Source organism: Clostridium sp. MCC353 (genome assembly GCF_018785315.1).
GTDB lineage: Bacteria > Bacillota > Clostridia > Lachnospirales > Lachnospiraceae > CHH4-2.
Genome location: NZ_WQPN01000054.1, coordinates 1 through 26,954 on the forward strand (window position 1 = coordinate 1; position 26,954 = coordinate 26,954).

General features: G+C 46.4%; 22 protein-coding genes, 1 tRNA gene and 5 pseudogenes. 16 read left to right on the plus strand and 12 right to left on the minus strand.

All coding sequences use genetic code 11. The features are described from left to right. Positions 1-369: 369 nt before the first annotated feature. On the plus strand, positions 370-1,503 hold the full coding sequence (locus GPL15_RS10870) for a glycosyl hydrolase family 18 protein (protein WP_215698702.1): 1,134 nt from the start codon (positions 370-372) through the stop codon (positions 1,501-1,503). 66 nt (positions 1,504-1,569) lie between these two features. Here the strand turns inward: GPL15_RS10870 and GPL15_RS10875 are convergent, their stop codons facing one another. From GPL15_RS10875 to GPL15_RS10905, 7 genes and pseudogenes are all read right to left on the minus strand, one after another. After that, a complete protein-coding gene (locus tag GPL15_RS10875) occupies positions 1,570-1,875 on the minus strand; it encodes a DUF2628 domain-containing protein (protein WP_215698703.1) in 306 nt (101 codons plus the stop codon). A gap of 191 nt (positions 1,876-2,066) precedes the next feature. Beyond that, a pseudogene (locus tag GPL15_RS10880) lies at positions 2,067-2,465 on the minus strand (carbohydrate ABC transporter permease); the annotation flags it as partial. Positions 2,466-2,699: 234 nt separating this feature from the next. Further along, the gene (locus GPL15_RS10885; RefSeq protein WP_215698704.1) at positions 2,700-4,082 is read right to left on the minus strand and encodes an ABC transporter substrate-binding protein; all 1,383 of its coding nucleotides are present in this window, start codon (positions 4,080-4,082) and stop codon (positions 2,700-2,702) included. A gap of 19 nt (positions 4,083-4,101) precedes the next feature. Next, positions 4,102-4,371 (minus strand): hypothetical protein, encoded by a 270-nt coding sequence (locus GPL15_RS10890; protein ID WP_215698705.1) that lies wholly within the window; start codon positions 4,369-4,371, stop codon positions 4,102-4,104. Positions 4,372-4,398: 27 nt separating this feature from the next. Further along, positions 4,399-4,554, minus strand: coding sequence for a hypothetical protein (locus GPL15_RS10895; protein ID WP_215698706.1), 156 nt, complete (start codon positions 4,552-4,554; stop codon positions 4,399-4,401). Positions 4,555-4,567: 13 nt separating this feature from the next. Further along, positions 4,568-5,224 carry a GntR family transcriptional regulator gene (locus GPL15_RS10900; RefSeq protein WP_215698707.1) on the minus strand — a complete coding sequence of 219 codons (657 nt, stop codon included), beginning with the start codon at positions 5,222-5,224 and terminating at the stop codon, positions 4,568-4,570. Next, the gene (locus GPL15_RS10905) at positions 5,214-6,182 is read right to left on the minus strand and encodes a uroporphyrinogen decarboxylase family protein (RefSeq protein ID WP_252198306.1); all 969 of its coding nucleotides are present in this window, start codon (positions 6,180-6,182) and stop codon (positions 5,214-5,216) included. The genes GPL15_RS10900 and GPL15_RS10905 overlap by 11 nt, the downstream gene beginning before the upstream one ends. Positions 6,183-6,746: 564 nt before the next feature. Here GPL15_RS10905 and GPL15_RS10915 point away from each other — a divergent pair. The 3 genes and pseudogenes from GPL15_RS10915 to GPL15_RS10925 form a co-directional block, all read left to right on the plus strand. Further along, positions 6,747-6,947 (plus strand): hypothetical protein, encoded by a 201-nt coding sequence (locus GPL15_RS10915; protein ID WP_215698708.1) that lies wholly within the window; start codon positions 6,747-6,749, stop codon positions 6,945-6,947. A 309-nt stretch (positions 6,948-7,256) separates the two neighbouring features. Continuing rightward, positions 7,257-7,329, plus strand: a tRNA-Val gene (locus tag GPL15_RS10920). Positions 7,330-7,524: 195 nt separating this feature from the next. After that, positions 7,525-7,797, plus strand: a pseudogene (locus GPL15_RS10925) (Uma2 family endonuclease); the annotation flags it as partial. Positions 7,798-7,872: 75 nt separating this feature from the next. On the opposite strand, the gene GPL15_RS10930 reads toward GPL15_RS10925, so the two are convergent. After that, complete coding sequence (locus GPL15_RS10930; RefSeq protein ID WP_215698709.1) at positions 7,873-8,088, minus strand: hypothetical protein; 216 nt, start codon at positions 8,086-8,088, stop codon at positions 7,873-7,875. Between the two features lie 16 nt (positions 8,089-8,104). Next, positions 8,105-8,188, minus strand: a pseudogene (locus tag GPL15_RS27980) (DUF6783 domain-containing protein); the annotation flags it as partial. On the opposite strand from GPL15_RS27980, the pseudogene GPL15_RS27985 reads away from it, so the two are divergent. Further along, positions 8,165-8,320 (plus strand): annotated as a pseudogene (locus tag GPL15_RS27985) (DUF6783 domain-containing protein); the annotation flags it as partial. The pseudogenes GPL15_RS27980 and GPL15_RS27985 overlap by 24 nt on opposite strands. On the opposite strand, the pseudogene GPL15_RS10935 reads toward GPL15_RS27985, so the two are convergent. Continuing rightward, positions 8,257-8,439, minus strand: a pseudogene (locus GPL15_RS10935) (cytidine deaminase); the annotation flags it as partial. The pseudogenes GPL15_RS27985 and GPL15_RS10935 sit on opposite strands and share 64 nt — an antisense overlap. A 381-nt stretch (positions 8,440-8,820) precedes the next feature. Between GPL15_RS10935 and GPL15_RS10940 the strand changes: the two are divergent. The 11 genes from GPL15_RS10940 (at position 8,821) to GPL15_RS10990 (ending at position 24,727) form a co-directional block, all read left to right on the plus strand. Then, positions 8,821-11,313: a substrate-binding domain-containing protein gene (locus tag GPL15_RS10940; RefSeq protein ID WP_215698711.1), complete on the plus strand. Its 2,493-nt coding sequence runs from the start codon at positions 8,821-8,823 to the stop codon at positions 11,311-11,313. Between the two features lie 335 nt (positions 11,314-11,648). Beyond that, positions 11,649-13,394 carry a GTPase domain-containing protein gene (locus GPL15_RS10945; RefSeq protein WP_215698712.1) on the plus strand — a complete coding sequence of 582 codons (1,746 nt, stop codon included), beginning with the start codon at positions 11,649-11,651 and terminating at the stop codon, positions 13,392-13,394. After that, the gene (locus tag GPL15_RS10950; RefSeq protein WP_215698713.1) at positions 13,391-14,677 is read left to right on the plus strand and encodes a hypothetical protein; all 1,287 of its coding nucleotides are present in this window, start codon (positions 13,391-13,393) and stop codon (positions 14,675-14,677) included. Before GPL15_RS10945 ends, GPL15_RS10950 begins: the two co-directional genes overlap by 4 nt. Before the next feature lie 20 nt (positions 14,678-14,697). Further along, positions 14,698-15,303 (plus strand): zinc ribbon domain-containing protein, encoded by a 606-nt coding sequence (locus GPL15_RS10955; protein WP_215698714.1) that lies wholly within the window; start codon positions 14,698-14,700, stop codon positions 15,301-15,303. A gap of 150 nt (positions 15,304-15,453) precedes the next feature. Beyond that, on the plus strand, positions 15,454-16,584 hold the full coding sequence (locus GPL15_RS10960) for an extracellular solute-binding protein (RefSeq protein WP_215698715.1): 1,131 nt from the start codon (positions 15,454-15,456) through the stop codon (positions 16,582-16,584). Between the two features lie 70 nt (positions 16,585-16,654). Then, complete coding sequence (locus tag GPL15_RS10965) at positions 16,655-17,779, plus strand: ABC transporter ATP-binding protein (RefSeq protein WP_215698716.1); 1,125 nt, start codon at positions 16,655-16,657, stop codon at positions 17,777-17,779. After that, complete coding sequence (locus GPL15_RS10970; RefSeq protein ID WP_215698717.1) at positions 17,772-19,427, plus strand: iron ABC transporter permease; 1,656 nt, start codon at positions 17,772-17,774, stop codon at positions 19,425-19,427. Before GPL15_RS10965 ends, GPL15_RS10970 begins: the two co-directional genes overlap by 8 nt. Before the next feature lie 46 nt (positions 19,428-19,473). Beyond that, positions 19,474-21,183 carry a histidine kinase gene (locus GPL15_RS10975; protein WP_215698718.1) on the plus strand — a complete coding sequence of 570 codons (1,710 nt, stop codon included), beginning with the start codon at positions 19,474-19,476 and terminating at the stop codon, positions 21,181-21,183. Further along, the gene (locus GPL15_RS10980) at positions 21,180-22,004 is read left to right on the plus strand and encodes a response regulator (RefSeq protein ID WP_215698719.1); all 825 of its coding nucleotides are present in this window, start codon (positions 21,180-21,182) and stop codon (positions 22,002-22,004) included. The genes GPL15_RS10975 and GPL15_RS10980 overlap by 4 nt, the downstream gene beginning before the upstream one ends. A gap of 29 nt (positions 22,005-22,033) precedes the next feature. Beyond that, positions 22,034-23,005, plus strand: a complete 972-nt coding sequence (locus GPL15_RS10985; protein ID WP_215698720.1) for a uroporphyrinogen decarboxylase family protein — start codon at positions 22,034-22,036, stop codon at positions 23,003-23,005. Positions 23,006-23,023: 18 nt separating this feature from the next. Beyond that, entirely contained in the window at positions 23,024-24,727 is a 1,704-nt protein-coding gene (locus tag GPL15_RS10990) for a phospho-sugar mutase (protein ID WP_215698721.1), read from the plus strand. Between the two features lie 60 nt (positions 24,728-24,787). Here the strand turns inward: GPL15_RS10990 and GPL15_RS10995 are convergent, their stop codons facing one another. Further along, entirely contained in the window at positions 24,788-25,504 is a 717-nt protein-coding gene (locus tag GPL15_RS10995; protein ID WP_215698722.1) for an energy-coupling factor transporter transmembrane component T, read from the minus strand. Beyond that, positions 25,480-26,946: an ABC transporter ATP-binding protein gene (locus tag GPL15_RS11000; protein WP_215698723.1), complete on the minus strand. Its 1,467-nt coding sequence runs from the start codon at positions 26,944-26,946 to the stop codon at positions 25,480-25,482. The genes GPL15_RS10995 and GPL15_RS11000 overlap by 25 nt, the downstream gene beginning before the upstream one ends. Between the last annotated feature and the right edge of the window lie 8 nt (positions 26,947-26,954).

The window sequence follows — 26,954 nt, forward strand, 5'->3', positions numbered from 1 at the left end:
AGGGCAGAGGTGGAAGCATGGCAACATGTGCAGCTGACTGTTACTAATCGGTCGAGGGCTTAACCAAGTTGGTTTAGGAAGAGGAACCGGTGTAAGAACCGGAACGGATGGAACGGCAGGAATGTCGTGGGTGATATATAATTCAGTGTGTGGTTTTGAGGGTACATATGTGTGGATACATATATGGCAGTGTTAGATGTATGTATTGTTTGTTCGATAAAACTATTTATTAGATAAGATTCCTGGAAACAGGGGTCTTTTTTATTTAAGTAAGAAAGTGTTCTATTGAGTAAAAATAAGGTGATATTTCGTAACCGGCAGGGTGTTTTCAACATATACTATAACCAACATGATATGATAGGTGACGGAATGAATATATATGTTGTCAGGCGGGGAGATAGTGTGGATTCGATTGCGGAGAAATTTGGAATTCCCGTTGAAACACTCATTTTGGACAATCAAATCGCCTATCCATTCCGTCTGGCTGTCGGCCAGGCGGTTTTAATTGACGATTATCCGAATATGGGTGATAAGCCGCCGCTTCAAGTAAATGGGTATGCATATCCATTTATTGAAGCGGATACACTGAGTGAAACCCTTCCTTTTCTGACGGATCTGTCGGTTTTTTCCTATGGCTTTACAATAGAAGGTGATTTGATCCCTCCGATGGCATCCGATGACTGGATGATTCAAAAAGCCGAAGACGCAGGCGTGCGCCCCATCTTGACGTTAACGCCGTTAGGCGCTGATGGAAGGTTTAATAATAACCTGGTGTCAGTTTTAGTGCAAAATCCCAAAGTCCAGGAACATTTGATCTGGGAGTTGGGCCGTACAATGCTGGAGAAAGGATTTGGCGGCGTTGACGTGGATTTTGAGTATGTTCTGGCAGAGGATCGGGTTAATTTTGCAGACTTTGTAAGGCGGCTGACCCAGGTGATGAACCTGTTCGGATATCCGGTTTCAGTGGCTTTGGCTCCCAAGACATCGGGAGACCAAAGGGGGCTGTTGTACGAAGGCATTGATTACCGGTTGTTAGGCGAGGCGGCCAACAGGGTTTTGCTGATGACTTATGAGTGGGGGTATACATACGGTCCTCCTATGGCCGTTGCCCCGATCAACATGGTCCGCCGGGTGGTAGAATATGCGTTGACGGAGATACCAAGAGAAAAAATCAGCCTGGGAATTCCAAACTATGGATATGACTGGCCCCTTCCATTTGTGAGGGGAGAGACGAAAGCGGTTACAATCAGCAACAGGGAGGCGGTGCAGACTGCCATTGACCATGGAGTGAATATCTATTTTGATGAAACTGCTATGGCGCCTTATTTCCGTTATTGGCAGTATGGGATTCAGCATGAGGTATGGTTTGAAGATGTAAGGAGCATGAAGGCGAAATTCGATTTGATAAAGGAGTATGGGCTTACGGGCGCCGGTTACTGGCAGATTATGCGGTTATTTTTGGCTAACTGGCTGCTGTTGGAAGATATGTTTACAATTCTGTAATTCCATGAATATAAAAAGAGAGTTTCTGATACGGATTCGGCCGTCAGAAACTCTCTTTTTAAACAATTAAACCAGGTAACCTTTACTTCTCAAAGCCTGTTCATCTGCTGAAGAGGCAGGAGAGAACCCTTTTTTAATAAGGCCCTGTGTGTAAATTTTATTATAAAATGCAGATATGATGATATTGAACACAAGACCGCCAATACCAGCGGTGAAAAATCCCACGATAATTGCTGCAAAGAACATGATGAGAGCCCATACAAAATCCCCGCGTAAAAGTGGAACAAAGAAGCCAAAGAAAAAGGTGGTCCAGGAAAAGCCGATTTTTACTTCTTTTACCTGACCGGATGCATTAGATAACTTCGCGTGCATGTTAGAATCCTCCTGAGTGTAATATATTTGTTTGTGATATGGAGGCCATAATTATACGGAAAAATATCCGAATATGTAGGTGAACCTACTCATATCCCCCAATGAGATTATAGCCTCTAAGTCGAATTGTGTCAATTTAAAGATTATGATTTCGGCGCGCAGCGGCCCGTGAACAGCAACCGCTTTCATTCTTACCCCTTAACCCCGCCTGCTGCAATGCCATCAATAAATTGATTCTGTGCCAGGAAAAACACCGCCAGTGACGGGATAATAGAAATCAACGATGCAGCCAGAATCCGGTTCCAGTTAAAGCCCGTGTCTGCATCCATGGATAGCTTTATAAAAATAGATGCTGTATATTTGGCGGGTGTGGATACATAAAGCAACGGTCCCATAAAATCATTGGATGTCCACATAAACTGAAACAGACTACAGGAAAACAGCGCCGGTTTCAGCATGGGCACAATCACATAAATCAATGTCATAAAACTGTTACAGCCATCAATTTTTGCTGCTTCTTCTAATTCACCCGGAATCCCCCGCAAAAACTGTATCAGCATAAATACAAAATAAGTTTCTGTGGCAAACAACTCCTTTCAGCGCCGCCAGAAAGATTACCATGGCTGACCCAAACTGCCATATAAAAACATCAATGTAGTTGAAAATTCCCCACTTTAAGATGCCATCAAACAGCTGGTAATCCGAAAAACTGTATACCAGCGACGAACCAAACGGGTATAATTTAAAAATCAGAAATACTATCAGCCAGGGCAGTATGTATAAAAATCCTACATTTCCCTTTAGCCAATGCTTTCTTTTCATGTTTAGTCAGCCCTCTTCTCCCCATATGCCTTATTGATGCTGTCCAGAAGATACTGAGCCAGCTCATCAGTGTCATCTCCATAGCTGATTCCTTCCATGACTTCATAGTAGGCACCGGTGCTGTCCTTGAGCTTTGCATTTTCAAAATAAGGGTCCAAAGGATAGTAGGCGCTTGCCATTCCTATCTTATATCCCTCATAGGTCAGTCCTTCCAACAGTCCGGCCTCTTCCAGAACATTTACAGCTTCCTTATTGACCGGAATTCCTCTGGTTGTGTTCAATATTTTAACTGCCTCAGGATCGGACACCAGGTAGTTGATCAAAAGAACCGCTTCGTCCTTGTGCTTTGAGGTTTCTGTGACTCCAAAGGTACTGGTAATCTTGTAGATGCCTGCGTCCTTCTTTCCAAATCCCTTTAAGTAAGCACCTGCCACAGTCTCTCTTCCTTCTTTTAACGCATTGGTATATCTTGACTGTGAAGAATCCCAGTCAAAGTAGCCGCCAAACTTACCATCCGCCCAGCTGGAATGCTGGTCTACCGTGTCATAGCCGCTTGACTTCAATTCCTGAATTGTTGGCATCACATGGTTAACCTCCAGTGACCTCATCCAGTCCAATCCGTCTTTCAGCTCTTCCATGGTATAATTTAACTGATTGTCCACAACCCATGGTTTCTCATACTTGGACTCCAGATAATAAACCATAAACATCATTCTCTCATATTCGTACAAAGCCATGGGATAGTATTCGTCTCCCAGCTTATCCTTAAAAATCTGGCCGGCCGCCATCAAATCGTCAAAAGTTTCCGGAATCCCGATTCCCGCCTCGTCAAAGGTTGTCTTATCCCAGTAAAATACTTTTCCCGACACAGTTACCGGTAATGCCTGAAGCTTTCCTGCCACATTGCACTCACTCAACACACTCTCATCATACTGGGTCAGATCGATGACATCCTTATAGTTGTACAAATCTACAAACTTGCTTCCATCCACTGAGAACTCGTAAATCCAGTTCCAATTCAACTGCATTACATCCGGTGCAGTCTTTGCGGCCAACTCAGTAGAAACTTTCTCAGCCCAGCCTGAAAACGAACCATATTCCGGTTCTACTGTAATCCACGGATATTTTTCCATAAAACTGTCAAGCGCTTCCAGCGTGGCCTCATGCCGCGCATCGCCTCCCCACCAGGAAAAACGCAGTGTAACAGGTTCGTGGTCCCCGCTGGTACTTCCGGCCTCTGTCTCCTTATCTGGACTTTGCGTCTGAGCCTTCTGCGTCTCTGGCTGCGAGGTCTCTCCCGAACCAGAAGAAGTACTACATCCAGCCACCATACCGGCCAGCATGGAGCATGCTAAAACAACTGCTGTTAATTTTTTTGCTTTCATCTTTTATTTCCTCCTTTTTTTAATCTATCATTTCATCCAGTTCCATCAGGGACTTTGTATAAATCTCAAATCTTCTGTTCCAGACCTGATTGCAGATTTTAGTCATACGCTGAATCCTGGGGTCTTCTGGATCAATCAGGTATCCCGGATTGTATTTTAAGTTTACTTTCTCCCAGCCATAACCAGCGGCTGTCTCTTCCACCCACTGGGCCATATGCTCCTGACTGTTTTCTGTAGGATACCGAAGGTTGATGGACTGTATGATTTTCCCCCTGTCAGTACGGACCATCCCCCCACCAAGCCCTGGTCAAATTTTTCAAAAGCCTTCCAAATATATTGAAGACATTCCACTGCATCCTTCTCCAAATGGATAGCTGCCTTCCTGCAGCTCACTGACACTTTTGACCCTGAAAAAGTCCATCATATCATTTACAAATTCGTCCTTGTGCCCCTCTATCCATCTTCTTATCATGCAGTTCTTCTCCTCAAATAATGGAAGCGTTAAGAAGTTCCTGTTCCATAAACAGAATATCTTTCTTCAGATATTCGTAGGCCTCATATACATTGTGTTGTTCCAACGCCTCAACAATTCGGTCATGGTAGTTTACGCTGGTATGTGCGATCACAGAACTTCTCAAGTTATAAAGCTGTGCATAAGCCCTGGTACAGGTTGAAAGGGCAGTTTCCAGAACAGAGGCAACCAACTCATTTTCAGCGAAAGACGTCAGGGTCAGATGAAAATCCATGTTGTTGTTCCACGCAGTCCATATTGTTTTGGCGCTGCCTTCGGACAAACGTCTGTGATTTAAATCCTTCAGCTGCAGCAGCCGCTCCGACGTCATCTGGCTGGTAGCCTTTGGAAGGCTGGACAGTTCCAGATAAAGGCGCAGTTCAATAAGATCCTGAATATCCCTGGAAGAAATACGAACCACCTGATAGCCGCGGCGCGGGATATTTTTTACGACATTTTCATTGCAAAGCTGAAGCAGAGCTTCACGAACGGGGGATTTACTCATCTTGAAATGCTCAATCATCTGGTTTTCCGTGATAATGGTATCTGCGGTCAGGGTACCTCTGCAGATCATCTCTATAATCTGCTTATATACGAAATCTTTTAAGGAACATGTTTTATCATCGGCCATAGGCTTCTCCTTCCACTGCATTTACCACCCACCGGATTCTTTCATGGGAAATTTCCGTAGGAAGTGTACAATCCGCTCCTATAATCAGCCGATGCCCTTTCATCTGCTCCAAAATTTCTCTGGTGTGGCATACAATCTCCTCTTGTGTCCCATCTACCAGGACACCATGGCGGTCCGGAAAGCCGCCCAGGATAATACTGTCCTGAAACAGCCTGGCTCCATCCGACAGACTAAACTGGTTTCCGTTAACCCCCCAGTTGACAATGGAAGGATGCAGATCTACATACCGGTTAAAATCTATATTGGCCTTGCAGATATGCAGTATGTCGAATTTTGTGGTGTTTTTGATATGTGCGTATATCTTCTGCTCAAAAGGAGCTACAAATTCTTCAAATTCTTCCCCTTGAAAGAAATGGCGCTCTCCTCCAAGAGCAGCATAGAAGATTCCCTCCGCCCCTGCTTCCAGGGAACAGTCGGAAAATTCCATCAGGGTCTGAGTAATTATCTCAAACACCTGCTTCATTTCCCTGGGTCTGCTTCTACAGAACTGTGCCAGATTTCCACCCTTGGTTGTAAATTGACCGGAAAAACCAGTCTCATGAAAAGCCGATGCCAGAAGTCCATGAATGGTAGCTGCAATCGGGTACCTGCCTTTGGAATAATCCGCAATTCGTTTTATGATTTCCATCTGATCTTTAAAAATTTTATCTTTTCTGGAAAACCCCCTGAATTTGTGAATATCGTTCTCCGTGGCAATGATGCTCTCCCCGTCATATAGGATATTTTCATTCATAATCTTCAGAATGTCTGTATCCGTCTCCTCCATAAAATTTATATGAGCCTGAATTGCCGCCTCTCCATGATGCATGGTATCCGGAAAGTGCAGCCAGAACCCCACCGGCGGCCTGTCTGTATCCTTTCCTTCCAGCAGGTTGAAAATACGTTCATGCTTTGTCATCTCAATCCCCTCCTTCATTGAAATTTTGCTTTTGTGATAATATCAATAGTATCATTAATATTTCGCTTTTTCAAGCTTTTTTTATAATTATTATTGATTTTTTTCTATTGAATTGTTTATTTTATACAAAATATTGTTTTTTATAGTATTACTACTGAAAATTATAATCATATCACAAATGACAAAATATAGTTACTGTTCACGGCCAATGTCATTTAGTTTATGATGATCATCAGAGGCTATTCGTTATCAGATAGTGGTGTAACAGGCTTAATAGAGGGTATAAACAGTTTCCTGTGTGAGACATGCAGGGGATAGGACGAAATGGGGAAATTTAGGGTATGACAAACAGACAGATTGCTCATCTGTCTCAAAATGTGTTATTTTTCTATGTATCAATAAAATGAAAGAGTGAGGAAGCAAATTCCCCGCTCTTTCTTCCAATATAGTATGATTTTGATCGGTGCCGGCTCATTTTCGACGATTACACAATTCATGCGGTAGATTTAGTAATTGAGGACAAAGATCGTCTGAAATATGTCACAAAGCAGCTTTATCCGGAAATTGAAAAAAAGTACAAGACTAGATTGGAAATGTGTAGAACGTGATATTCGTACCGTAGCGGAGATCATTTGGAAAAATGGCGGAAAGGAGCGGTGCACCATCTGTCCGATTGTGAAAAAGATGGAGAATGATATTGAAAAATTAGAGGAAGAAATCAAAAGGCTGAATGGCACAATAGAATGGATGCATAATTTGATCTGATTAAAGAGTATGGGCTTTCTGGCGCAGGTTATTGACAGAGTATGCGGTTATTTTTGGCCAACTGGCTGCTGTTGGAAGGCATGTTTACAATTCTGTGATCTCATGCATATAAATAGAGAGCTTCTGATATGGTTTCGGCCGTCAGAAACTCTCTGTTTAAAATTAAACTAAGCAGCAAAGTCTTTCCTACTACGGGAATTTTTAATTTTATATTGTTTTATGAGCACTGTTACCATGTAGCGCTATTTCTTTAGCGTTAAACGCAGATTTCCTTGCCAAATACCACACTATCACTTATAATAATCCCATGGAGACATAGCTCAGCTGGGAGAGCATCTGCTTGACGTGTAGAGGGTCGCAGGTTCGAGTCCTGTTGTCTCCATTTTTAGTTTACATTACATATATGCATGCCGCATTAAAATCTGGATATATAGAATCAACTTTTCTGCGAATCGTACAGGCAAAGGCTTCCCATCCCTAGAACATAGTTGCAATTTTTACATAACTTAGCCTATAATTGTTGAACCTATTACTTGAGTATACATAATAAACTCAGAAGGGAAGTGTCCTTTATGTCATTACCCCATCACGAACTTACACATCCGAAGATTACTGGAACCAACCGGAAGGCGAACGGGCGGAACTGATTGACGGTCAACTCTATTCCATGGCACCTCCCAGCTTTCAACATCAAAAAATAATTTCTGAATTTACACAAGCTATTGGCTCTTATATCAAAAGCAGCCATGGTGACTGCGAGGTCATACCTGCTCCGTTCGCTGCCAACCTGGACGCTGATGATAAAAACTGGGTGGAACCGGACATTTCCGTGATCTGCGATAAAAACAAGCTGACCGACCGCGGATGCTCCGGAGTTCCGTTTTCGTATGGTCCGCACCAATATGCTGTTCATTGGAATACAATCTCAGTCCTCATATCTGTCATTCCCCCACCATTCAGGCACCAGTTCCTTCAGAGTCACGATCCTTCTATTTTCATAATCCATCAGAATCTCAATATCCTTACTGCTGGAATCCAGCTGCATCATAAACTCCCGGCATGCGCAGCAAGGCGACGCAGCCCTTCCGTCCGGATAAACCGTAACTATTTTGTCAATCTTATGTTCACCATATGTTATCATATTCGCTAGAGCGTGTTTAAAAATTGCTTTCTGTCAGATGTGCGTCACAGTTTGTGGGAGATTTGTCCCGAATGAAGGGCGCATAGCGGGCTATGTAACCTGAATTCGGGGCAAATATACCGCAAAGTGGGACGTGCAGATGGCGGAAATGAATTTTCAAACACGCTCTAGGGCGCTTCTCTCCGCACACATTCCCAATCCGCAGGAAGTGTCGATACAGACGCCCACATAAATGTTTCCGGCCTGGGTTAATATGGCTGATGCGACACCTCCGCCGTTTATAAACGGAGATATAACTCTCCGGTTCTGCACCTTTTTCGCTTCACAGTATAAAGTTTCCCAAATATCCATCATCTTCTCCTTAGAATTTTCTTTTATTGTAGCAAATTACTGCCGTGATAACCAGCTTTATGTTCTGTATTAGATAGTTTCTGTGATAAATAGTAATAAAATAGTAAAGTTTTACCCCTTAAAATCCTGTATAATAAAATTAATCACAATATTGTCTGCCAATTTAAAAACAACGCAGGCAAGCCAGGAAGGGGAGGCAGTGTGAAAAATAATCCTGATAGCTTATTTTTTACACCAAAATTTGCATCGGAGCCGTAAATTTGCATCGCAGCTGAGAATCCGAAATTCTCATTGTATGTCTTGTATGCCTGCTGTGCGTCTGCCGTGTGCCTGCGCGGCGCAGAATTTGCGCAAAAAAACGCTCCGGAAAGGAGGATTAATATGAGTAAAAGACATGGACTGCTACCGCTGATTCTGTCCGCCGCACTGCTGTCCGCAGCAGGATGTCAGGCTGGAAGGGTGAAAGAGATCATAGAGCCGATTCAGACAGAAACATCTGAAACCGGGGAACTTGAATCCGGTTCCGGTGAACAAAGTTCAGATTCTATAACAAAGGCGGAGCATTCCGGGGAGAGGGATATAAAGGAATCGGATACAAAAGAATCGAATACGAAAGAAGCGGATGAAAAAGAAGCGGATTCAAAGGGGACATCATCCCCAGAACCGTCAGAAGGCGTCTTAGGGGTTCCTCTCATGAGCAGAGAAGATTATCCTAAGGTCAACGGTTCCACCGCCACCATTCCGCTGTCACAGGCCCTCTACCGTCTGTCCACAGGGGCAACGGAGGAAGAGGCGGCGTCGGACATTGTTCATGACAAAACGACGAATTCCTATATGGGGCTGATTAATGGGTACAATGATCTGGTGATCGCCTATGAAGCGGCGGAAAGCGTATTTGAGGAGGCCCGGAATCGAAATGTGGAACTGGATATCCGTCCTATTGGAAAGGATGCTCTTGTATTCCTGACAAATGAGGGAAACCCGGTTCAGTCTCTGACCGATGGAGAACTGGCGGACATTTATACGGGAAAAATCACCAACTGGTCCCAGGTAGGAGGCCGGGATAAGGAGATAGCCGCATTTCAGCGGCCGGACGGTTCCGGCAGCCAGACTTTGATGAAAAAACTTGTTATGAAGGATCGGGAGATGGCAGAGGCCCCGACGGAGATGATTTCCAGTGAGATGGGAGAACTGATCGAAGCCCTGGCTGATTATAATAATGAAGAAAATGCACTGGGATACTCCGTCTATTACTATGCCCACAACATGTACAACATGCCGGGGCTGCGGCTGATGGGAGTGAATCAGGTATCTCCTGACAATCAGTCGATCCGAAACGGAACCTATCCCTATGTCAATGAATTTTATGCGGCTGTCAGGAAGGACGAACCGGTGGATTCCAATGCTTACCGCCTATTTCAGTGGCTGACAAGCAGCGGAGGCCAGATTTTTGTTGAAAGCATGGGTTATGTTGCGGTCAGCGACGTGAAGGAAACCAAGGAGCTGTTCCCGGAAGAGGAGAAGGACCGGAAGGAAGTTCTGGCCTTTGGTGAAAATGAAAGGCTGATCGTGAATAAAGATATCACAGGCGGCCAGGCGGGAAGTCTGGTTATAGACCGGAATTTAAACGTTGTGGATCAGGAGAAACCTTATTCTTATTCCTATAATTTTGTGGATATTCTGGAGCTAAACCAGCCGGTGCAGGTGATTGATAATGAAAGCGGCCAGTCAGGAGTGGTGAGATTTGGAACGGATGAGGTCATGGTCCCGCTGATCTATGATTATATAAGGGAGTGGAACGGTTTCTATCTATGCGAACTTTGGGATGATGATGGAAACCGTAAATGGACATTTTACGATAAGGCCGGAAAGGTGGTAAAAGAGCTGGAAGGCAGCAGCACATCATTTTTTGACACTCATTTTTGGTGTTATGGGATAGACCGGACGAATGTGGAAATTTATGACAGTGCGCTGAATTTGGTGAAAAATATCGATCTGACACAGTATGGAACGCTGAAATTCGAAGTTTACGGCTATAACAGCGGTTTTATGATATTTCAGGATGATAATTATGTGATGTGGAATATAGACGGGACGGATGTTTTCGACAGCAGGGAAATTCCTGCCGGCGTATGGGAGTATCCCCTTCATATCTATAGGAATGACGGAAACACCTTCGTTCAGGGAACAACTCCGTACAAACCGATGCTGCTGGGCAGAAAATGGATCGTTTTTGCCCATGATCAAGACTGCATCATTTATGACCGCGAGAAGAAGAAAGTGACGGCCGGGCCGGACCTGGATATCCGGTGTTTCGAAAATGAACTCTGCTACTTAGAGGAAACAGACGGAGTAAAACGAGTTCATGATGCCGACGGAAAGGTGCTCACTTCTCCGGACGGAACCGGGTACACCCTTGTATTGGGAAATGGGTATTTTGGGTACGCAGGAGACGGCCAGATTGTGGTTGAGAACAATGCAAAGGGCGAACGGTTTGTCTTAGAAGGAAAGTTTAACCGGGACAGTGAGGTCACTCTGGTGGCGGACCGAACGTTTTTAGCCAGCACCTATCCTGATACGGCTGACAAGGAGGATGGGAAATGTTATCTGTTCCGGGGCGGGCAGAAACTAATGGAACGGCACAGTATCATCTACTCTCCCTACCGGGGGAAGATGTTAACCGACCGGGACAGCGATGACAAGCTGATTCTGGATGACAACGGAGAGATCATCTATGCGTCAAAGGAGAAGGAATATCTCTATCTGGCCACCCCGGACGTAGTTGTGACTATGAGAGGAAATTATCTTTGTATCCTTGATTCCCGGGGTAAGTGTGTTTTAAAAATGCTCTCTTCCTATATGGCTGATGATTAATGGAATACTTCCTGTCTGCAGTCCCCATCGGTATAACCGGTTTTTCGCAGGTATTGTTACAAAAACTTGTAACTACTTGTAAAAATATGACAGATTGTATATAATTTATTTGGTAACAGTTCAGACGGCGGGAAAAGTGATAAAGAAAGCTGCGTCAAGCTCGCTTGTAAGCAGTTTTCTTTATCACTTTACATATCGGATGGACATCCGATGCTTTTTGACCGGCCTTTTCGGTCAAGAAGATGAGCCGTCTGAACTGTTGCTTTATTAGAGCGTGTCAGCAGTAAAAATATGATGAGCAGAAGATAGATTAATCGTCCGCAGAGGAGAAACTCATGGAATCCAATTTGAATTATTTTTGTGAAGATAAGATACGGCTTGAAAAACTTCTGTCTGATTTGTCGGATATTTTAAAAGATACAGATGACCGGGAGACGAAGGAAAAGATTCAGTCAGCGGTCAGGCAGATGGTGAAAGCCTACCGCATTATGGTCATCGGAGAACGTCAGTCGGGCAGAACGTCTCTGCTGAACCAGATGTTTTTATGCGGGAAGTGGGAGAATACGGGAGGCGGACTGGAGAAAACAGACGGCATCGTGGAGATCTGTTTCGGCGCGGCCCAGGCTGAGATCCGGGTGGCGGATGGATTTGTCAGAAAATTTGTAACGGATGAGGAATTGAAGGGGCTTGTGCTCACGGATGTGGGCGGGGAAGAGCTCTACAGAGACAGACGGATCGAGGAGATGAGCCTGGATTCTCAAGTGATCCTGGCCGTATTTTCAGCGGAAAATATTCAGTCTGCATTTGTATGGGAATTTATTGAACGCCATTGCCTGAAGAAAAAGGTGATCTGCGTTCTGAACAAGACCGACTTGTATCCGCCGGAAATTATCGAAAGCAAGAAAAGAAAACTGCATAAATATATGTTGGAAGCAGGTATTGAGGCGCCTGTTTTTTGTATGTCGGCGATAGGAGAACCGGAAAAACAGCGGGAGAACCGGGAAATGGTCCGGGCATACATGAAACACAGCATAATCGGAGAACACCCGGAGATAGAACGAAATGAGGTAAACCTTCAGGAACTGACCTCCCTGTTCAGGGATTTAAAGGTTTCATTTGAAAAGCGGAGCCTTCAGTTCGCTGCGGATAGGAAGATTCTTCTTTTTATTAATGAAAAAATGGATTCATTTTACCGCAATCAAAATGAGAGAGCGGAGAAGTTAAAAAAGGAAGTGTTTACCGTTGTCCATCAGGAAATCGAAGATTACAGCAGCAGTATCATAAAAAAGCTGGATTTCAATAAAATCCAAAATGATATGGATACCAGCAGCAAAACCGTATTTATGGAATGGCTTCAGCATGAAATCGATAAGCGGGAGAGGATAATGAACCAGAAGGTCCAGAATAAGGTTCAGGCAGTGCTTCAGTGGTATTATGAGGACCTGGAGGAGGCTTATGAAGAGATAACGGACCGGCTGTCAAACCGGCCGCAGATATTGGAGATGGACGACCGTTTTTACGGCACGCTGCAGGAAGGAAAGCATAACGCGGTGACCCGGGCGATTGAAGTTGCCGAATCCTCCAATGAAGGATTTTCCAGTCTGTATTCCGTGACGGAGGAACTTTATAAAAAGGTGAAGAGGGAGAAGGACCAGTATGAACATATGAAAAACACCGCCGGAATACTGGGCAGCGCTGCAGGTCTGATAAAGGGCGGGATTATTACCGGAGGTTTATCCACGGTGCCCATTCTTTTTACCCTTGTGATGGGGACGGCCGGAGTATATGCTGCCATGCAGTTGTTTGAATATCTTTATGACGGAAAAGCCGAGAGGAATGTGGAGAAATATGTCAGGGAATTCAAGGATAAAGTGAGCGGAATTGAGGAACAGATGATCACAGAACTGGGTGAGCGTCTGGACCTTGTATTTGGCCGGCTTTTGGATGGGGTGGACAAGACATTTATGCCGTTCCGCACGACCACCAACATTGATTCCAGGAACATTCCTTTATTGGAAGAAAAACTGCGGGAAGCAGAATATTTATATGAAAACTTAATGAGATCTCTGGAGGGAGCATGATGCGGGAAGCGGCGTTATTGATAAAAAGGATAAAAGATTACGGGCAGGAACAAAACTGGAATAAACATGAAATAGACCTTCTGGAGGAGACGGAAGAACTGATGATGAGCGGTCTGACGCAGGAGCAGAAGCAGAAGGAATTCGGACGGGTCGGAAGTCTGCTGGAACAGAAAATGGGGCAGGAAAGCAGGCCTGCGGTCTCAGCAGAGAGGACGGACAGGGAAGCATTTGTCAAAAAGCTGCAGTCCCGTCTGGCACAGTGCCAGGACAAGGTTTACAGACTGGGGCGGCAGCGGGCGATGGAAGCCGGGCCGGAGATCGATCTGCTGAAAGGGGAGCTGAGAGGCGTCTGCGATGCGAAAGCGAATTACCAGGAGATGAAACACCGGCAGAATTTCAGGAAGATATTCATGTCTAAGGTGGAGAACTTTAATATCCGGCTGAGAACCATGGCCGGGACATTTGTACAGGAGATTATGGCGGAATATGACAGGTGTTTCGGCCAGATAAAGAGGCAGCTTACAGAGGCTGAGCTGCCGGAATTTAAGATCAGTGAAAAGGAGTGGTATCAGAGTGGGGGGAAGAATATCGATATGCTTCAATCGGAGGCAAAGGCTTCTGCGGATTATCTGAAACTGGATCAGGCCCCGTTTGAAACATTTGCCCAGGAATGCGGAGTGAAGGTTGAACATGCGGCCCGGGGGCACAAGCGAATGACCGATCTGATCCGGCTTCTTCCTATTATAATATATATTGGCAAATACATACTGGATACCTATATCCTGCAGTCGGAGAGCATGACGGAGAAGATTTTGAATGCTCTGCTTGAGTGGATCGCTGCAAATGGGGAAAAATCGATGGATGAAATTATAAAAGTGCTGGAATTTGTTCTGCCCCTGTTAAAGGAGGGCTCTGAGGCAGTGGCCTTTGGAGTTGACTTGATATTTACGCTGATCTTTTTCGGCTGGCTCTATTTTATCTATCTGGTTATTGTTAACCGGATTCGTAAAAATTCGCTGGTCACCCGGCTTCAGGCCTGTATGGAGGAGCAGATTAACGGATTTTTAGGCGGAATCAATTTAGAGGACATGGTTCAATCATCCTTTGAGAGCTTAGAGGAGCGGATAAAAAACTTGTACCAGGAACACTATGCATTTCTGAATCAAAGGCTGGCCTTGGCCGCTGTGGAGAGGGAGATGGAAGAAGCGTCGGGAATAGGCGGCCGTTTAAGCGCTTTTTATGAGGAATACAAAAGATTAGGCAAAAAAGGCGCAGAATTTTAAATACAAAGGAGGTTTATAAAATGGCTGGAATAAATCAGGTATTTGGACATATTAAAGGAAAGGCGGAAACTATAACGAGCCGGATTACTGAACCATCCGGCGGCCAGGATAAGAATCCGGTCACAGTGAAGGCCTTAAAACAGCGTAAAACGGCTTTGATTCAGGAAAAACAGAAATATTTCGGATATTTGGGAATGGCAGCTTACGAACTCCATAAAGAAAAGGGGCTGGATTTTGAGGAACTGGCTGAGGAATTGGAGAAGCTGATGGAATTTGATGCTGAAATCCAGGAGATCAATGACCAAATCGAAGAGAGGGAAAAGGAAAAGATGAAGCAGGGCCGGAACATCTGCGTGAACTGCGGCTCAAAGCTGGAAGGCAAAGCCAAGTTCTGCTCCAACTGCGGAACCCCGGTTCTGGGAGATACGGTCACCTGCCGCTGCGGCACGGAACTGAAGAGGAATTTGAAGTTCTGCCCCAACTGCGGGCTTAGTGTGGAACAACTGCTGGAAGAGGAGAAGAAAAGCTCTGTTTCTAATAATGATACGGAGGAAAAAGTGTGTATCTGCGGAGCAAAGATTGTTCCGGGACAATTTATGTGTATGGAATGCGGCCGCCAGGTTTAACCTGGCGGTTTTTCGTTTTATAGGAAAGTTCATTTTTGAGGATATTTATGGCGGAAACGGGATTGTATCACAACTCTTATACAATTATACTAAAGAAAAGAAAAAGTTGAGCGGGAATTATAACAACTTAAACAAAAGGAGGTACTCTAAATGAAAAAGAAACAAGTGATTTCAATGCTGTTGGCGGGCTGTATGATGTTCTCGGTTGCCGGCTGCGGAGCCGGAGGAAAGAAGGATGGTGCGGCTGAAACCCAGGCTAAGGAGACCACGGCCAAAGCTGAGACAGCGGCGAAAGAAGAGGCGGCAGGGGCCAAAGGGGAAAAAGAAGCGGCTCCAGAGAGCGGCAAAGCGGAAGGCGGAGGCAAATTGGTGATTTATACGGCTGCGGATCAGAGCGAGATCGATCTTTACATATCCGGATTTGAAGCACAAACCGGAATTGAAACGGAAATCGTTTCAGCAGGAACCGGAGAATTGCTGAAACGAATTGAAGCGGAAGCGGAGAATCCTTTGGCGGACGTACAGTTTGGCGGAACTCCTTCTGTGGTACTGCCTTATTCAAAATATTTTGAACCCTATACTTCTGCAAACGAGGAGCAGCAGATTGATTCCTGCAAAAATGTGGACGGGACCATCACCAGTTATAATGTACTGCCCTTCTGCCTGATAATCAATAAGAATTTGATCGGAGACATTGAGATTAAGGGATACGAAGACCTGCTGAACCCGGAATTAAAGGGAAAAATCGCATTTGTGGATCCGGCCCAGTCTTCCACAGGGATGCAGCATCTCACCAACATGCTCATGGCCATGGGTGGTGAGGACGAAGAAAAAGGATGGGAATTTGTCAAAGGATTTATCGCTAATCTGGACGGAAAACTGCTTTCCAGCTCTTCGGGAGTGGGCAAAGGAGTTGCGGACGGTGAATATGTCGTAGGGCTGACACATGAGGGATATGTTACGGATTTAATCAATGACGGTTATCCGGTTGAAGCCGTTTACACAAAAGAAGGCATCCTGGTTTCGGCCAGCACGGTGCAGATTATCAAAGGGTGCAAAAACCTGGAAAATGCAAAGAAATTTGTGGATTATGTGACTTCTGAAGAGGTGCAGACGGAAGCTTCGGCCACCTTAAACGCCCGGGGCGCAAACGGCAAAGCTCCTGCTCCGGAAGGGATGAAGGATATTGCAGAAATGCATGTTCTGGTGGAAGATGTATATCAAACGTTAGAAAAAACCCAGTCTTATCTGGAACGGTTTAAGGATATTTTTACGGATTAATTTAACGGCAGCAGTTGATGGGATCTGCAGCGCTTTGGCGCTGTAGATTCTCTTGAAAAGGGAAATGATCATGAGTGTTAGAATTGATATAGAAAATGTGGTGAAACAGTATGACAATGGTAAGATTACCATAATACCGGATCTGACCGTTCATATTAAAAACGGAGAATTTTTCACTTTATTAGGCCCCTCCGGATGTGGAAAAACGACGCTGCTTCGTATGATTGCAGGATTTAATTCTGTGGAAGGCGGTAAAATTAAATTCGACGGCCAAGTGATTAACAACATACCGGCAAATAAGCGGAATATCGGCATGGTTTTTCAGGACTATGCGATTTTCCCTCATATGACGGTGAAAGAAAATGTTGCATACGGTTTAAAACTGCGCAGGCTCTCCAAACGTGAAATTGCGGAAAAAGCGGATGAGATTATGAAGACCGTAAAAATAGACCAGTATCAGGACCGGCTGCCTGAAAAGCTGTCGGGCGGCCAGCGCCAGCGTGTGGCCCTGGCCCGGGCTATCGTGATCCGCCCCAACGTGCTTCTTATGGATGAACCGCTTTCCAATCTGGACGCAAAGCTGAGGGTGGATATGCGCACAGTCATAAAAGAGATCCAGCAGGAAGTGGGAATTACGACGGTTTATGTAACCCATGACCAGGAAGAAGCTCTGGCCATCTCTGACAGAATTGCTGTCATGAACGGAGGTGTGATCCAGCAGATGGGAAGGCCGAGGGACATATACAGCCGTCCTGCCAATGTGTTCGTGTCCACATTTATCGGGCATTCCAATTTGCTGGGAGGAAAACTCCATGTGGAGAACGGGACTTGCAGTGTGGTTTTCGCCAATGGTTTTGAGGTTAGGATGAATAATCTGGTTGATTCGGTTACCGACGGGATGGAGGTCATTGTGGCGGTCCGTCCGGAAGAGTTTTCAGTGGCGCAGGGAGGGTTGGAAGCAGAAATACATAAGGCCACATTTTTAGGACAGAACATGAATTACCAGGTCCGCTTCGCAGATCATGTGAGCTGGAACCCGGAACTTGTCAATGAATTTGTGCAGGATATGGGGACTGCCCACACGTTTTATCACGAGGGAGACAAAATCTGCCTGATCCCCAATGCCGCCAAGATCAACGTATTCACCAAGGATGGAACGGCAAGCCTGATGAAGGATGTGATGAAGAATGAGTAAAATGAAGAAAAAAATGGATTTTTGGACGGCTGTGACCATCATAATTGCGGCTTTATTCATCCTGTTTTTGATTTATCCCCTGTTTTCCCTGTTCCTTACCGGATTTCAGAATCCTGAAACCGGCCAGTTTACCATGGATAATTTCATCCGTTTTTTCAGGAAGAAGTATTACTATCAGACCTTATTCAACAGTTTGAAAATTGCGGTCTGCGTAACCTGCATTGCAATAGTGACCGGCTCAGCCCTGGCCTACTTTATGAGTTTTTATAAAATACATTTCAGCTCGGCGTTGGAAATCCTGATCATCATTTCCATGCTTTCTCCGCCGTTTATCGGCGCCTATTCCTGGATTCTGCTTCTGGGACGGAGCGGAGCCATAACTGTTTTTTTCAAAAATGTTTTTGGAATTACAACGCCAAGCATTTACGGCTTTGGTGGAATTGTTCTGGTGATGACCCTGAAATTGTTCCCGTTTATTTTCCTGTATGTATCGGGAGCGTTAAAGAAAGTGGATGCCTCACTGGTTGAAGCGTCCAGCAGTCTGGGCTGCGGGGCTTTAAAAAATATCTATACCATTATTCTGCCTTTGGTTCTGCCGACGCTTTTGGCCGGGTCCCTGTTGGTTTTCATGAATGCATTGGGAGACTTCGGAACACCCCGCCTCATCGGAGAAGGGTTCCAGGTAATGCCGGTTGTGATCTACAACGAATTTGTCAGCGAGGTGGGAGGAACAGCCAACTTCTCGGCGGCTCTGGCCACGATTCTGGTGTTAATAACAGCCGTTTTGTTCCTGATACAAAAGTATGTGGTAAACAGACTGTCATTTACAATGAGCTCCATGCGGCCCATTGCCCGGAAAGCCATACATGGATGGAAATCCGCAGTTGTACATCTGTTGATTTATTTTGTGGTTTTCCTGGCGCTGCTGCCTCAGATTACCGTTATCTTCACTTCTTTTTTGAAGACCCAGGGGTCCCGTTTCCTGAGAGGATTTACCCTGGACAGCTACCGCGCTGTTTTTAAGAATCTTTCGGACTCCATTTCCAATACCTTGGTTTTTGGCGCTGTGGCTATCACAATTGTTGTGCTGCTGGGCATATTTATCTCCTATATATCGGTGAGACGCCGCAATGCGGCCACTGGCTTTATCGATATGAGCACCATGTTTCCATATATATTACCTGGTTCTGTATTAGGCATCACCCTGCTTCTGGCATTTAATAAGAAGCCGCTTCTGCTGAGCGGAACAACTTTTATCATTATCCTGGCCTATGTGATCCGGCGGCTTCCGTATACCCTGCGTTCCAGCGCGGCAATTCTGTACCAGATCAGCCCCAGCATGGAGGAGGCATCCATCAGCCTTGGATGTTCGCCGTTAAAGACATTTTTTAAAATTACAGTGGTTCTGATGCTGCCGGGGGTGTTTTCAGGCGCGGTTTTGAGCTGGATTACTATCATTAATGAGTTGAGCGCCTCTCTGATCCTCTATACGGGCGGCACGCGCACTATGTCTGTGGCCATCTATACGGAAGTTCTGCGGAGCGGTTATGGGACGGCAGCAGCCATGTCTACGGTTTTAACGGCAATCACCGTGCTGTCTTTAGTCATTTTCTTTAAATTATCGGGCCGTAGAAGTGTGGATGTATAGTATAATGGATTCAGGATCAGATTTCTGAAAAGGAGCGGGTACAGGCATGGAGAGGACATTCCGGCATTATTGGGACGATATTAAAAAGAATTTTATTCTATATTCACTGGTGCCTCTGCTTGTACTTGTATTTGTGGGGTATCCGCTGCTCTATCTGTCATTTATGCGGGACCTTTATCAAAATAATAGAGATTATAATGAAAAAATCTCTTACGAACTGGAAAAAAGCTTGGAACAATATACTGAAATCGTGAACGGTTTTGCCGGGCGTGAGGAGATTGGCGGGATATTAAAAGGCAGTGAGACGGTTAAAAAAGAGAAACTCTATGAGGAACTATATAAAAAACTCAGGGAAACGTCGCTGTCTCCCCACTGTTTTGTGGTGAGCGCAGACGGTAAGGTGATGATGACAACCACAACGCAGATTCCGGATTATATCAATGAGCAGAATTTTACCAAACTGGGTATCGGACGGCGAATGACGGAAAATGCAGACAGTGTGATAGTGGAAAGATGCACATCCCAATGGGGAAAAGCTTATTCCATGTGTGTGGGGCGCGCAGTCCGGCAGGATGGGCAACTGCTGGGTTTTATTATACTGGATTTACCGGGGGAGAATCTGCAGCAGCTTCTCAAACAGAATTCTTCTTATGAAACGGTGGTGGCGGATAAATTCGGATATTTATTTTCGGGTAATATAAGCGATGATTTTATCCGGCATAACAAGCTGATTTCCTCTCTCAGGAACGGGAACGGCAAGGTGGCAGTTGACGGCAGACGCCGGTATGTGACGTCATCCAGGCTGGCGGATGGGCAGATCAATGTTTATGTCATGATGGACATCGATTACCTGGATAAAATGTTTTTTAATATCGGCATTTTGCTTTTGACCGTGGCTTCCGCTTTTACCGCATTGCTGCTGATTACGTCCCAAAGGTTTGCACGCCGTAAAAGCAAGATACTGGACGATATGGTGGCGGCCCTGCGGAAAGTGCGGAAAGGGGATTTAAACACCAGGCTGGAGGCGGATTCTCAGGATGAACTACAGCTCTTTGCGGAAGAGTATAACCGGATGCTGACGGAACTGAAAGAAGTCATGAAGATCAATGAAGAAGTGGTGCGGCAGACGGTGATTACGGAAATCAAACAGCTTGAATCCCAGTTCAATCCCCATTTTTTATACAATACCCTGGGAAATATCAAATATATGGCCGTATTTGATCCGGCAGGAGCGCAGAAGATGATCGATGATCTATCGGAAATCCTGCGCTACAGTATACGAACGGTGGATTCCCTGTCGCGGCTGGATGAGGATCTGCAGTATACCAGGAACTACCTGGATATTCTGAAGTACCGGTTCCGGGATGCGCTGAAATGGTCGGTGAACATTGAGGAAGAAGCGTTGGACTGTCTTGTTCCCAAACTGATAATCCAGCCGGTGATCGAAAATGCCATCAATTACGGATTCCGGTCCCAGACCACTCTTACCATTGATATCAATGCTGTGTTCTGCGGCGGAATGCTGGTTCTGACCATCAAAAATGACGGTGTGGGGATGGACCGGGAAAAACTGGAAGAGGTGACGGGCCAGTTAGAGCGTGAACATGACACCACAAGGCACATCGGTTTATATAACATACACCGGAGAATCCAGCTTTTATATGGAAGGGAATACGGAGTACAAATAGAGAGTTCGCCTGAGGAGGGAACCTCGGTCATCATCCGGTTTCCGGCTGAGAAGGGGGAAGTGAAATGATTCGTTTGGTCATTGTGGAAGATGAATGGATTTTGCGGGCCGGGTTAATACATTCCATTGACTGGGCCTCCCTGGACTGTGTGGTTGCCGGAGAGGCCGGGAACGGAAAAGAAGGGCTGGAACTGATCCTGAAAGAACGGCCGGATATTGTAATCGCCGATATCAGGATGCCTCTGATGGATGGATTGGAGATGATCTCCGCGGCATCTGACACATATCGGTTTTGGAGTATTCTGCTTACCAGCTATTCGGAATTTGAGTATGCGAGACAGGCGATTACCCTTGGAGTATCAAAATATCTGCTGAAACCGGTCAATGAAAAGACCCTGTATGAAACACTGGAGCAGTTAACGGAAGACATCAAACGGGAACGGCTTTTGGATAAACTGCTGCAGCGGGTACAGGATACCGGGGTATCTGTTGATGACGAAAATCTTCAGGTGCATATGGTAAAAGATGATCCATGCAATTATTATGTTGAAGCGGCCCTGAATGAGATTTATGAGAATTATACCCGGAAAATCAGTTTGGAGTCCATCGCGGACCGGCTGGAGGTCAGTTCCAGCTATCTGACCCGCAAATTCCGGGAAACCACCCGCCATTCCTTTCTGGATTATTTAAACCAGTACAGGGTAATTAAAGCGATTCAGCTAATGGGGACGGGAAAATACAGGTTTGGAGAGATCGCAGAACTGGTGGGCTTTTCCAGCGAGAAACATTTCTACGGCGTGTTCCGTAAGTATACCCATATGACGCCTTCGGAGTTTATCAAAGAAAAAGTCTCCATCGTAATGACAGACCTGGATATCAAAGAAAAATAGTTTTGTGTGCAAATAAAGGAGTATATAAAATGACACCAAAGGAACGTATGGAGGCGGCATTAAATCTGCGCCGCCCTGATCAGGTTCCCACCTTTGAGCTGGAATTCCAGCTTGAGGAGGAATTATACGGCAGAAAGTTTATTACCCAGGACATAAGGCCGGAGAATCTTGGGAAGCTTTCAAAGGCCCAGAGGCAGGGCAGGATGTATGAATTAGCCGAATATATGATTCAGGTTTACACGGATTTGGAGTATTCTGTGATACCGGCATACGGCCCCCACCGGAAAAAACTGACAGAGGACGGGGACCTGCCCGATGAAACCCGCTGGCTGCACCGGTATCTGTTTGAAATGGCAGAGGGGAAAATGATGCTGGGATTTGAGGGAGACGGTACATTTGCAATTCCATCAGGAGAAGATATGTATGAGTTTTCCTATGCTTTGGCAGATGACCCGGATGGGATGAAAAAACTGGCTGGGATGAAAGCAGAAGCGGCGGTGGAAAGGAATAAGAAGCTGCGTCAGACTGGTGTGGAAGTGCTTATGCTCTGCTCTGACTACTGTTTTAATTCAGGACCATTTTTTTCACCCGCAATGTTTGAGGAATTCGTTCAGCCCTATCTTGGCCGCATTATTGAAGAAGCGAAAAAAGAAGGGTTTTATGTGATCAAGCATACGGACGGCAACATTCTGCCCATTCTGGATCAGATCGTGGAGTGCCGGCCCCATGCCATTCACTCTCTGGACCCCATGGCTGGGATCGATATGGCGGATATCCGGGAGAAGGCCGGTGATAAAGTATGTCTTTGCGGAAATGTCATCTGTTCCGGTCTCCAGTCGGGAACCGAGCAGGAGCTGATCGACAGCGCTGTGTACTGCTTAACAGAAGGAAAGAAGGCGCCGGGTTATGTTTATACCACCAGCAACTGCCCGTTTTCCGGCGCGCTGCCAGAACGTTACAGGACAGTTCAGAAGGTGTGGAGGGAATTGCGGGTTTATTGAATCCCGATGGAGGCTGATATGCATAAGGAGGTATGGGAACAATATAATCTCTGGCGGGAAGAAAAGACCATGCCGTCAGATTTGAAAATTTTGTTAAACGAGATGAAAGAATCCCCGGAAGAGATCAGGGACAGTTTTTACCGTGACCTGGAATTTGGGACGGGAGGGCTCAGAGGTCTTTTGGGGGCGGGAACAAACCGGATGAATCTATATACGGTTGGAAAGGCGGCCCAGGGACTGGCTGAACATCTGAAGAAATCTGTATCCGGTCCGGCCAGTGTGGCAATCGCCTATGACAGCCGAATAAAATCGGAAGAATTCGCCCGGTATGCGGCCGGCGTTTTAGCGGCAAATGAGATCAGGGTGTGGATTTATCCCCGCCTTCAGCCTACCCCGGCTCTGTCCTGGGCGGTGCGTGAGTTAAAATGCGATGGCGGAATCTGTATTACTGCCAGCCATAATCCGGCCAGTTACAATGGCTTTAAGGTATACGGAGGGGATGGATGCCAGATCAGGCCGGAAGAGGTGCGGGAAATACAGGCGGAGATGGACTGTGTGGACTTATTCAGGGACGTGGGTTTTATGGATTTTGATGAAGGAATAAGGCAGAAGAGAATCCGTATGATCCCCGGGTATATTTTGAATGATTATATTGAACGGAGCTGCCGGGAAGGTGAGACGGAACCTTCCTGTGCCCGGCTTCGAATCGTATATACGCCTTTAAATGGTGCGGGCAGGGAATGTGTGATGCGGGCTTTGGAAAAACTGGGAGGGATCGAGGTAAGAGTTGTGCCGGAACAGGAGATGCCGGATGGGAATTTTCCCACCTGTCCCTGCCCCAATCCGGAAAATCATCAGGCCTTAGAAAAGGGGCTGTTTCTTTGCAGAAAACTCCATCCGGACCTGCTTCTCGCAACCGACCCAGACTGTGACCGTGTGGGAGCGGCCGCTATAGAGGGGAATGAATGGAAACTTTTGACCGGCAATGAGACCGGAATCCTGCTGCTAAACTATCTTTGTCTGCTGCGGGGGAAAAAACATGGAGGCCCTAAGGCTGATGTTGCAGTCACTACGATTGTATCCACCGATATGGCAGACGCGGTATGTAAAAAATATGGAGTGGAATTGAGGCGTACACTGACGGGCTTTAAATACATTGGCGAGCAGATCGGGAGACTGGAGGAGGCCGGAGAAGCAGGCAGGTATCTGTTTGGCTTCGAGGAAAGCTGCGGCTGTTTGTCCGGGACTCATGTCAGGGATAAGGATGGGGTGAATGCTGTGGTACTGATCTGCAGGATGGCCGCTTATTATAAGGAAAGAGGCCTCACCTTATGGGATGCGATGAAGGCGCTGTATGAAGAATTCGGATGGTATCAGAATGAACTGCTGAGCTTTAACTTTGACGGTGCGGACGGCACCCAGGTCATGGAGCGCATCATGAGACTTCTTCGGACCGCAGGGCCTGAACAAATCGGCGGGATGAAAGTGGCCAGTATCACGGATTATCAGGTGGGAGTGGGAAATCTGCCGAAGGCGGATGTACTGGAATTCCGGCTGGAAAACGGCGGGAAACTGATCATAAGGCCCAGTGGAACGGAGCCTAAGATGAAGGTATACTGTTTTGTCCGGCAGGACAGCCGGGAAGGGGCGCTTGACGCCATGAAAAATTTGACCGGGAGTGCATCCGGGCTCCTGTTAAGATATCAAAAAGGCGCTGTATAAGAAGCGCCTTTTTGATATTTTAACAGAATCCGGCAGTTTGTGACAGGAATGAAGCGGTTTTTACAGGAAGATAAATGCCGAAATTACCATGGATGTGAATAAAATAAAAAAGCAGTAATCATACCATTGCACCGTCATTTTAATAGAATAGGTCCGGTTTTTAGTTCCATCAAATCCCTTGGATTCCATGGCCATGGCCACATTTTCCGACCAGTGCATGGTGTTCACCAGCATGGAAAAGATGGGTTTGAAAGACAGGGGCGTGATGCGGTATCCCTTCACCTTATAGGCCATGCGGATGGATGCGTATTCCCTTTGGATTGTGGGCAGCAGGTGATAGGCGGCCAGAACTCCGTACGCGAATTTGGGAGAAAGTCGGCACTGCTGCATCAGACTGTAGATGAATTCTTCCGAATCGGTGGTCAGGGCGAAGAGCATTCCTAAAAATGCGTAGGCGTAGATTCTGAGGGCCAGCTGGAACGCATTGGAAACAGATGTCATGGAATAGGACATGACGCCGAAATTCAGGGAGCCGGTGACTGGAGCGCCGGGGGCGTTTCCCGTATGAAGGAGGGCGGCAAAAAAGAGGCTGGCCGCAGCCAGGGTGGCCGGAATCAGGATCTTAACCACTGAAGCCATGCGGACCCTGGAACCGGCAAGGAGGGCCAGACAGACCAGAATTAAAAGGCCGTTCAGCCGGGCCGAATAGCTGAAGGAGATCAAAAGGCCGCAGACCAGCACGGTGAAGGCTTTTACAGATGGGTTGATCTTTGACATGGCTTCAGCTCCTTTTCTTGAATGTGATAGGTGATATCGGCGCAGGCGGCCAGGTTTAAATCATGGGTAGAGAAGACGATGCAGAGCCCCTGGTCCCTGGCCTTTAGCCGGAGCTGCTCCATGATGGCCCGCGTGGAGCGGTCGTCCTGTCCGTAGGTCGGCTCGTCCAGCAGCAGGATTCTCTGCTCCCCGCAGAGCACCGAGAGGACAGCCAGACGCCGCTGCTGGCCCTGACTGAGCATGTAGGGGGAGTATCTTCTGTATTCCCAAAGGCCGTACTGGGTCATGAGGTCTTTGGCCCGCTGCTTTTTTTGACTGTCATTTAAACCAGGGCACCAGATGTTTAAGTTTTCCATGACCTCATCCAGGACATTGGTGGTGGTAAACTGCTGGGAAGGGTTTTGGAAGACGATTCCTGCCATTTGAAATAAATCTTTTTCTTTTATTTTCCGTAAATCATTTCCATTTATCCGTATGGTTCCGGTGTAAGGGCGCTGTTTTAAGAGGGCATGGAAGAGGGTGGTCTTTCCTGTGCCGGATGGGCCGGTCAGGGCGGTCATCTGTCCATATTCAAAGCGGATGGTACAGTTTTCCAGTAAAAATGGTTCCTTCTTACCCGATTTGACAGATACCTGGTCTAACTCCACGGCCGTTCCCCCAGAAGGCGCTTTTTCCGCCTTGGGATACTGGCGTCCGGGAAAGAAAACGCCCTGTGCCAGGAACAGTTCCTCGTATTGATCCAGGTTTTCAGGCGTAATTCCCCGTTTGACGATCTGTCCCCCTTTTCCCATCAGGATAAATTCATCGGCGGCAGTGAGCCAGTTGTCCAGCTGGTGGTCGATGGCAATGATGGTGGTGTGATGGGCGGAATTCTGCTTTTTTAGAAGGTTTACGATTTCCCTGGAAGATTCCGGGTCAATATTGGCAAAGGGCTCATCCAGAAGGATTCCCTGAGAACCCAGGGCCAGAAGGCAGCAGAGGGCAGCTTTTTGTTTTTCTCCGCCGGAAAGGGTGGAAAAACTGCGGTCCAGAAGAGGCCCTATGGACAGGCCGGCAGCAAATTCCTCAATCCTGGAATCCATTTCCTCCGGGGGAAATGAGATATTTTCCAGACAGAAGCGAAGTTCTTTTCTCAAAGTATCCATGCAGAACTGCAGGTCTGGGTTCTGGAACATCAGGGTCAGGTACCGGCTGCGCTCAGAAGGGGAGAGGGAACGGATATCCCGGCCGCAAAGGGTGATGGCGCCGCTTAAAAGCTCTCCTCCGTTTTCCGGGTATAAACCGGCGCAAACAGCGGCCATGGTGCTTTTTCCACAGCCGCTGTTTCCTATAATCACAGTAATGGTGCCCGGATGGATGCTGAGAGAGGCATGTTCCAGGATATTATGTTTTGCCAGTTCGAAATAGCGAAAAGTTACGTTGTCAGCTGATAAAAATTCCACTGTTTTCC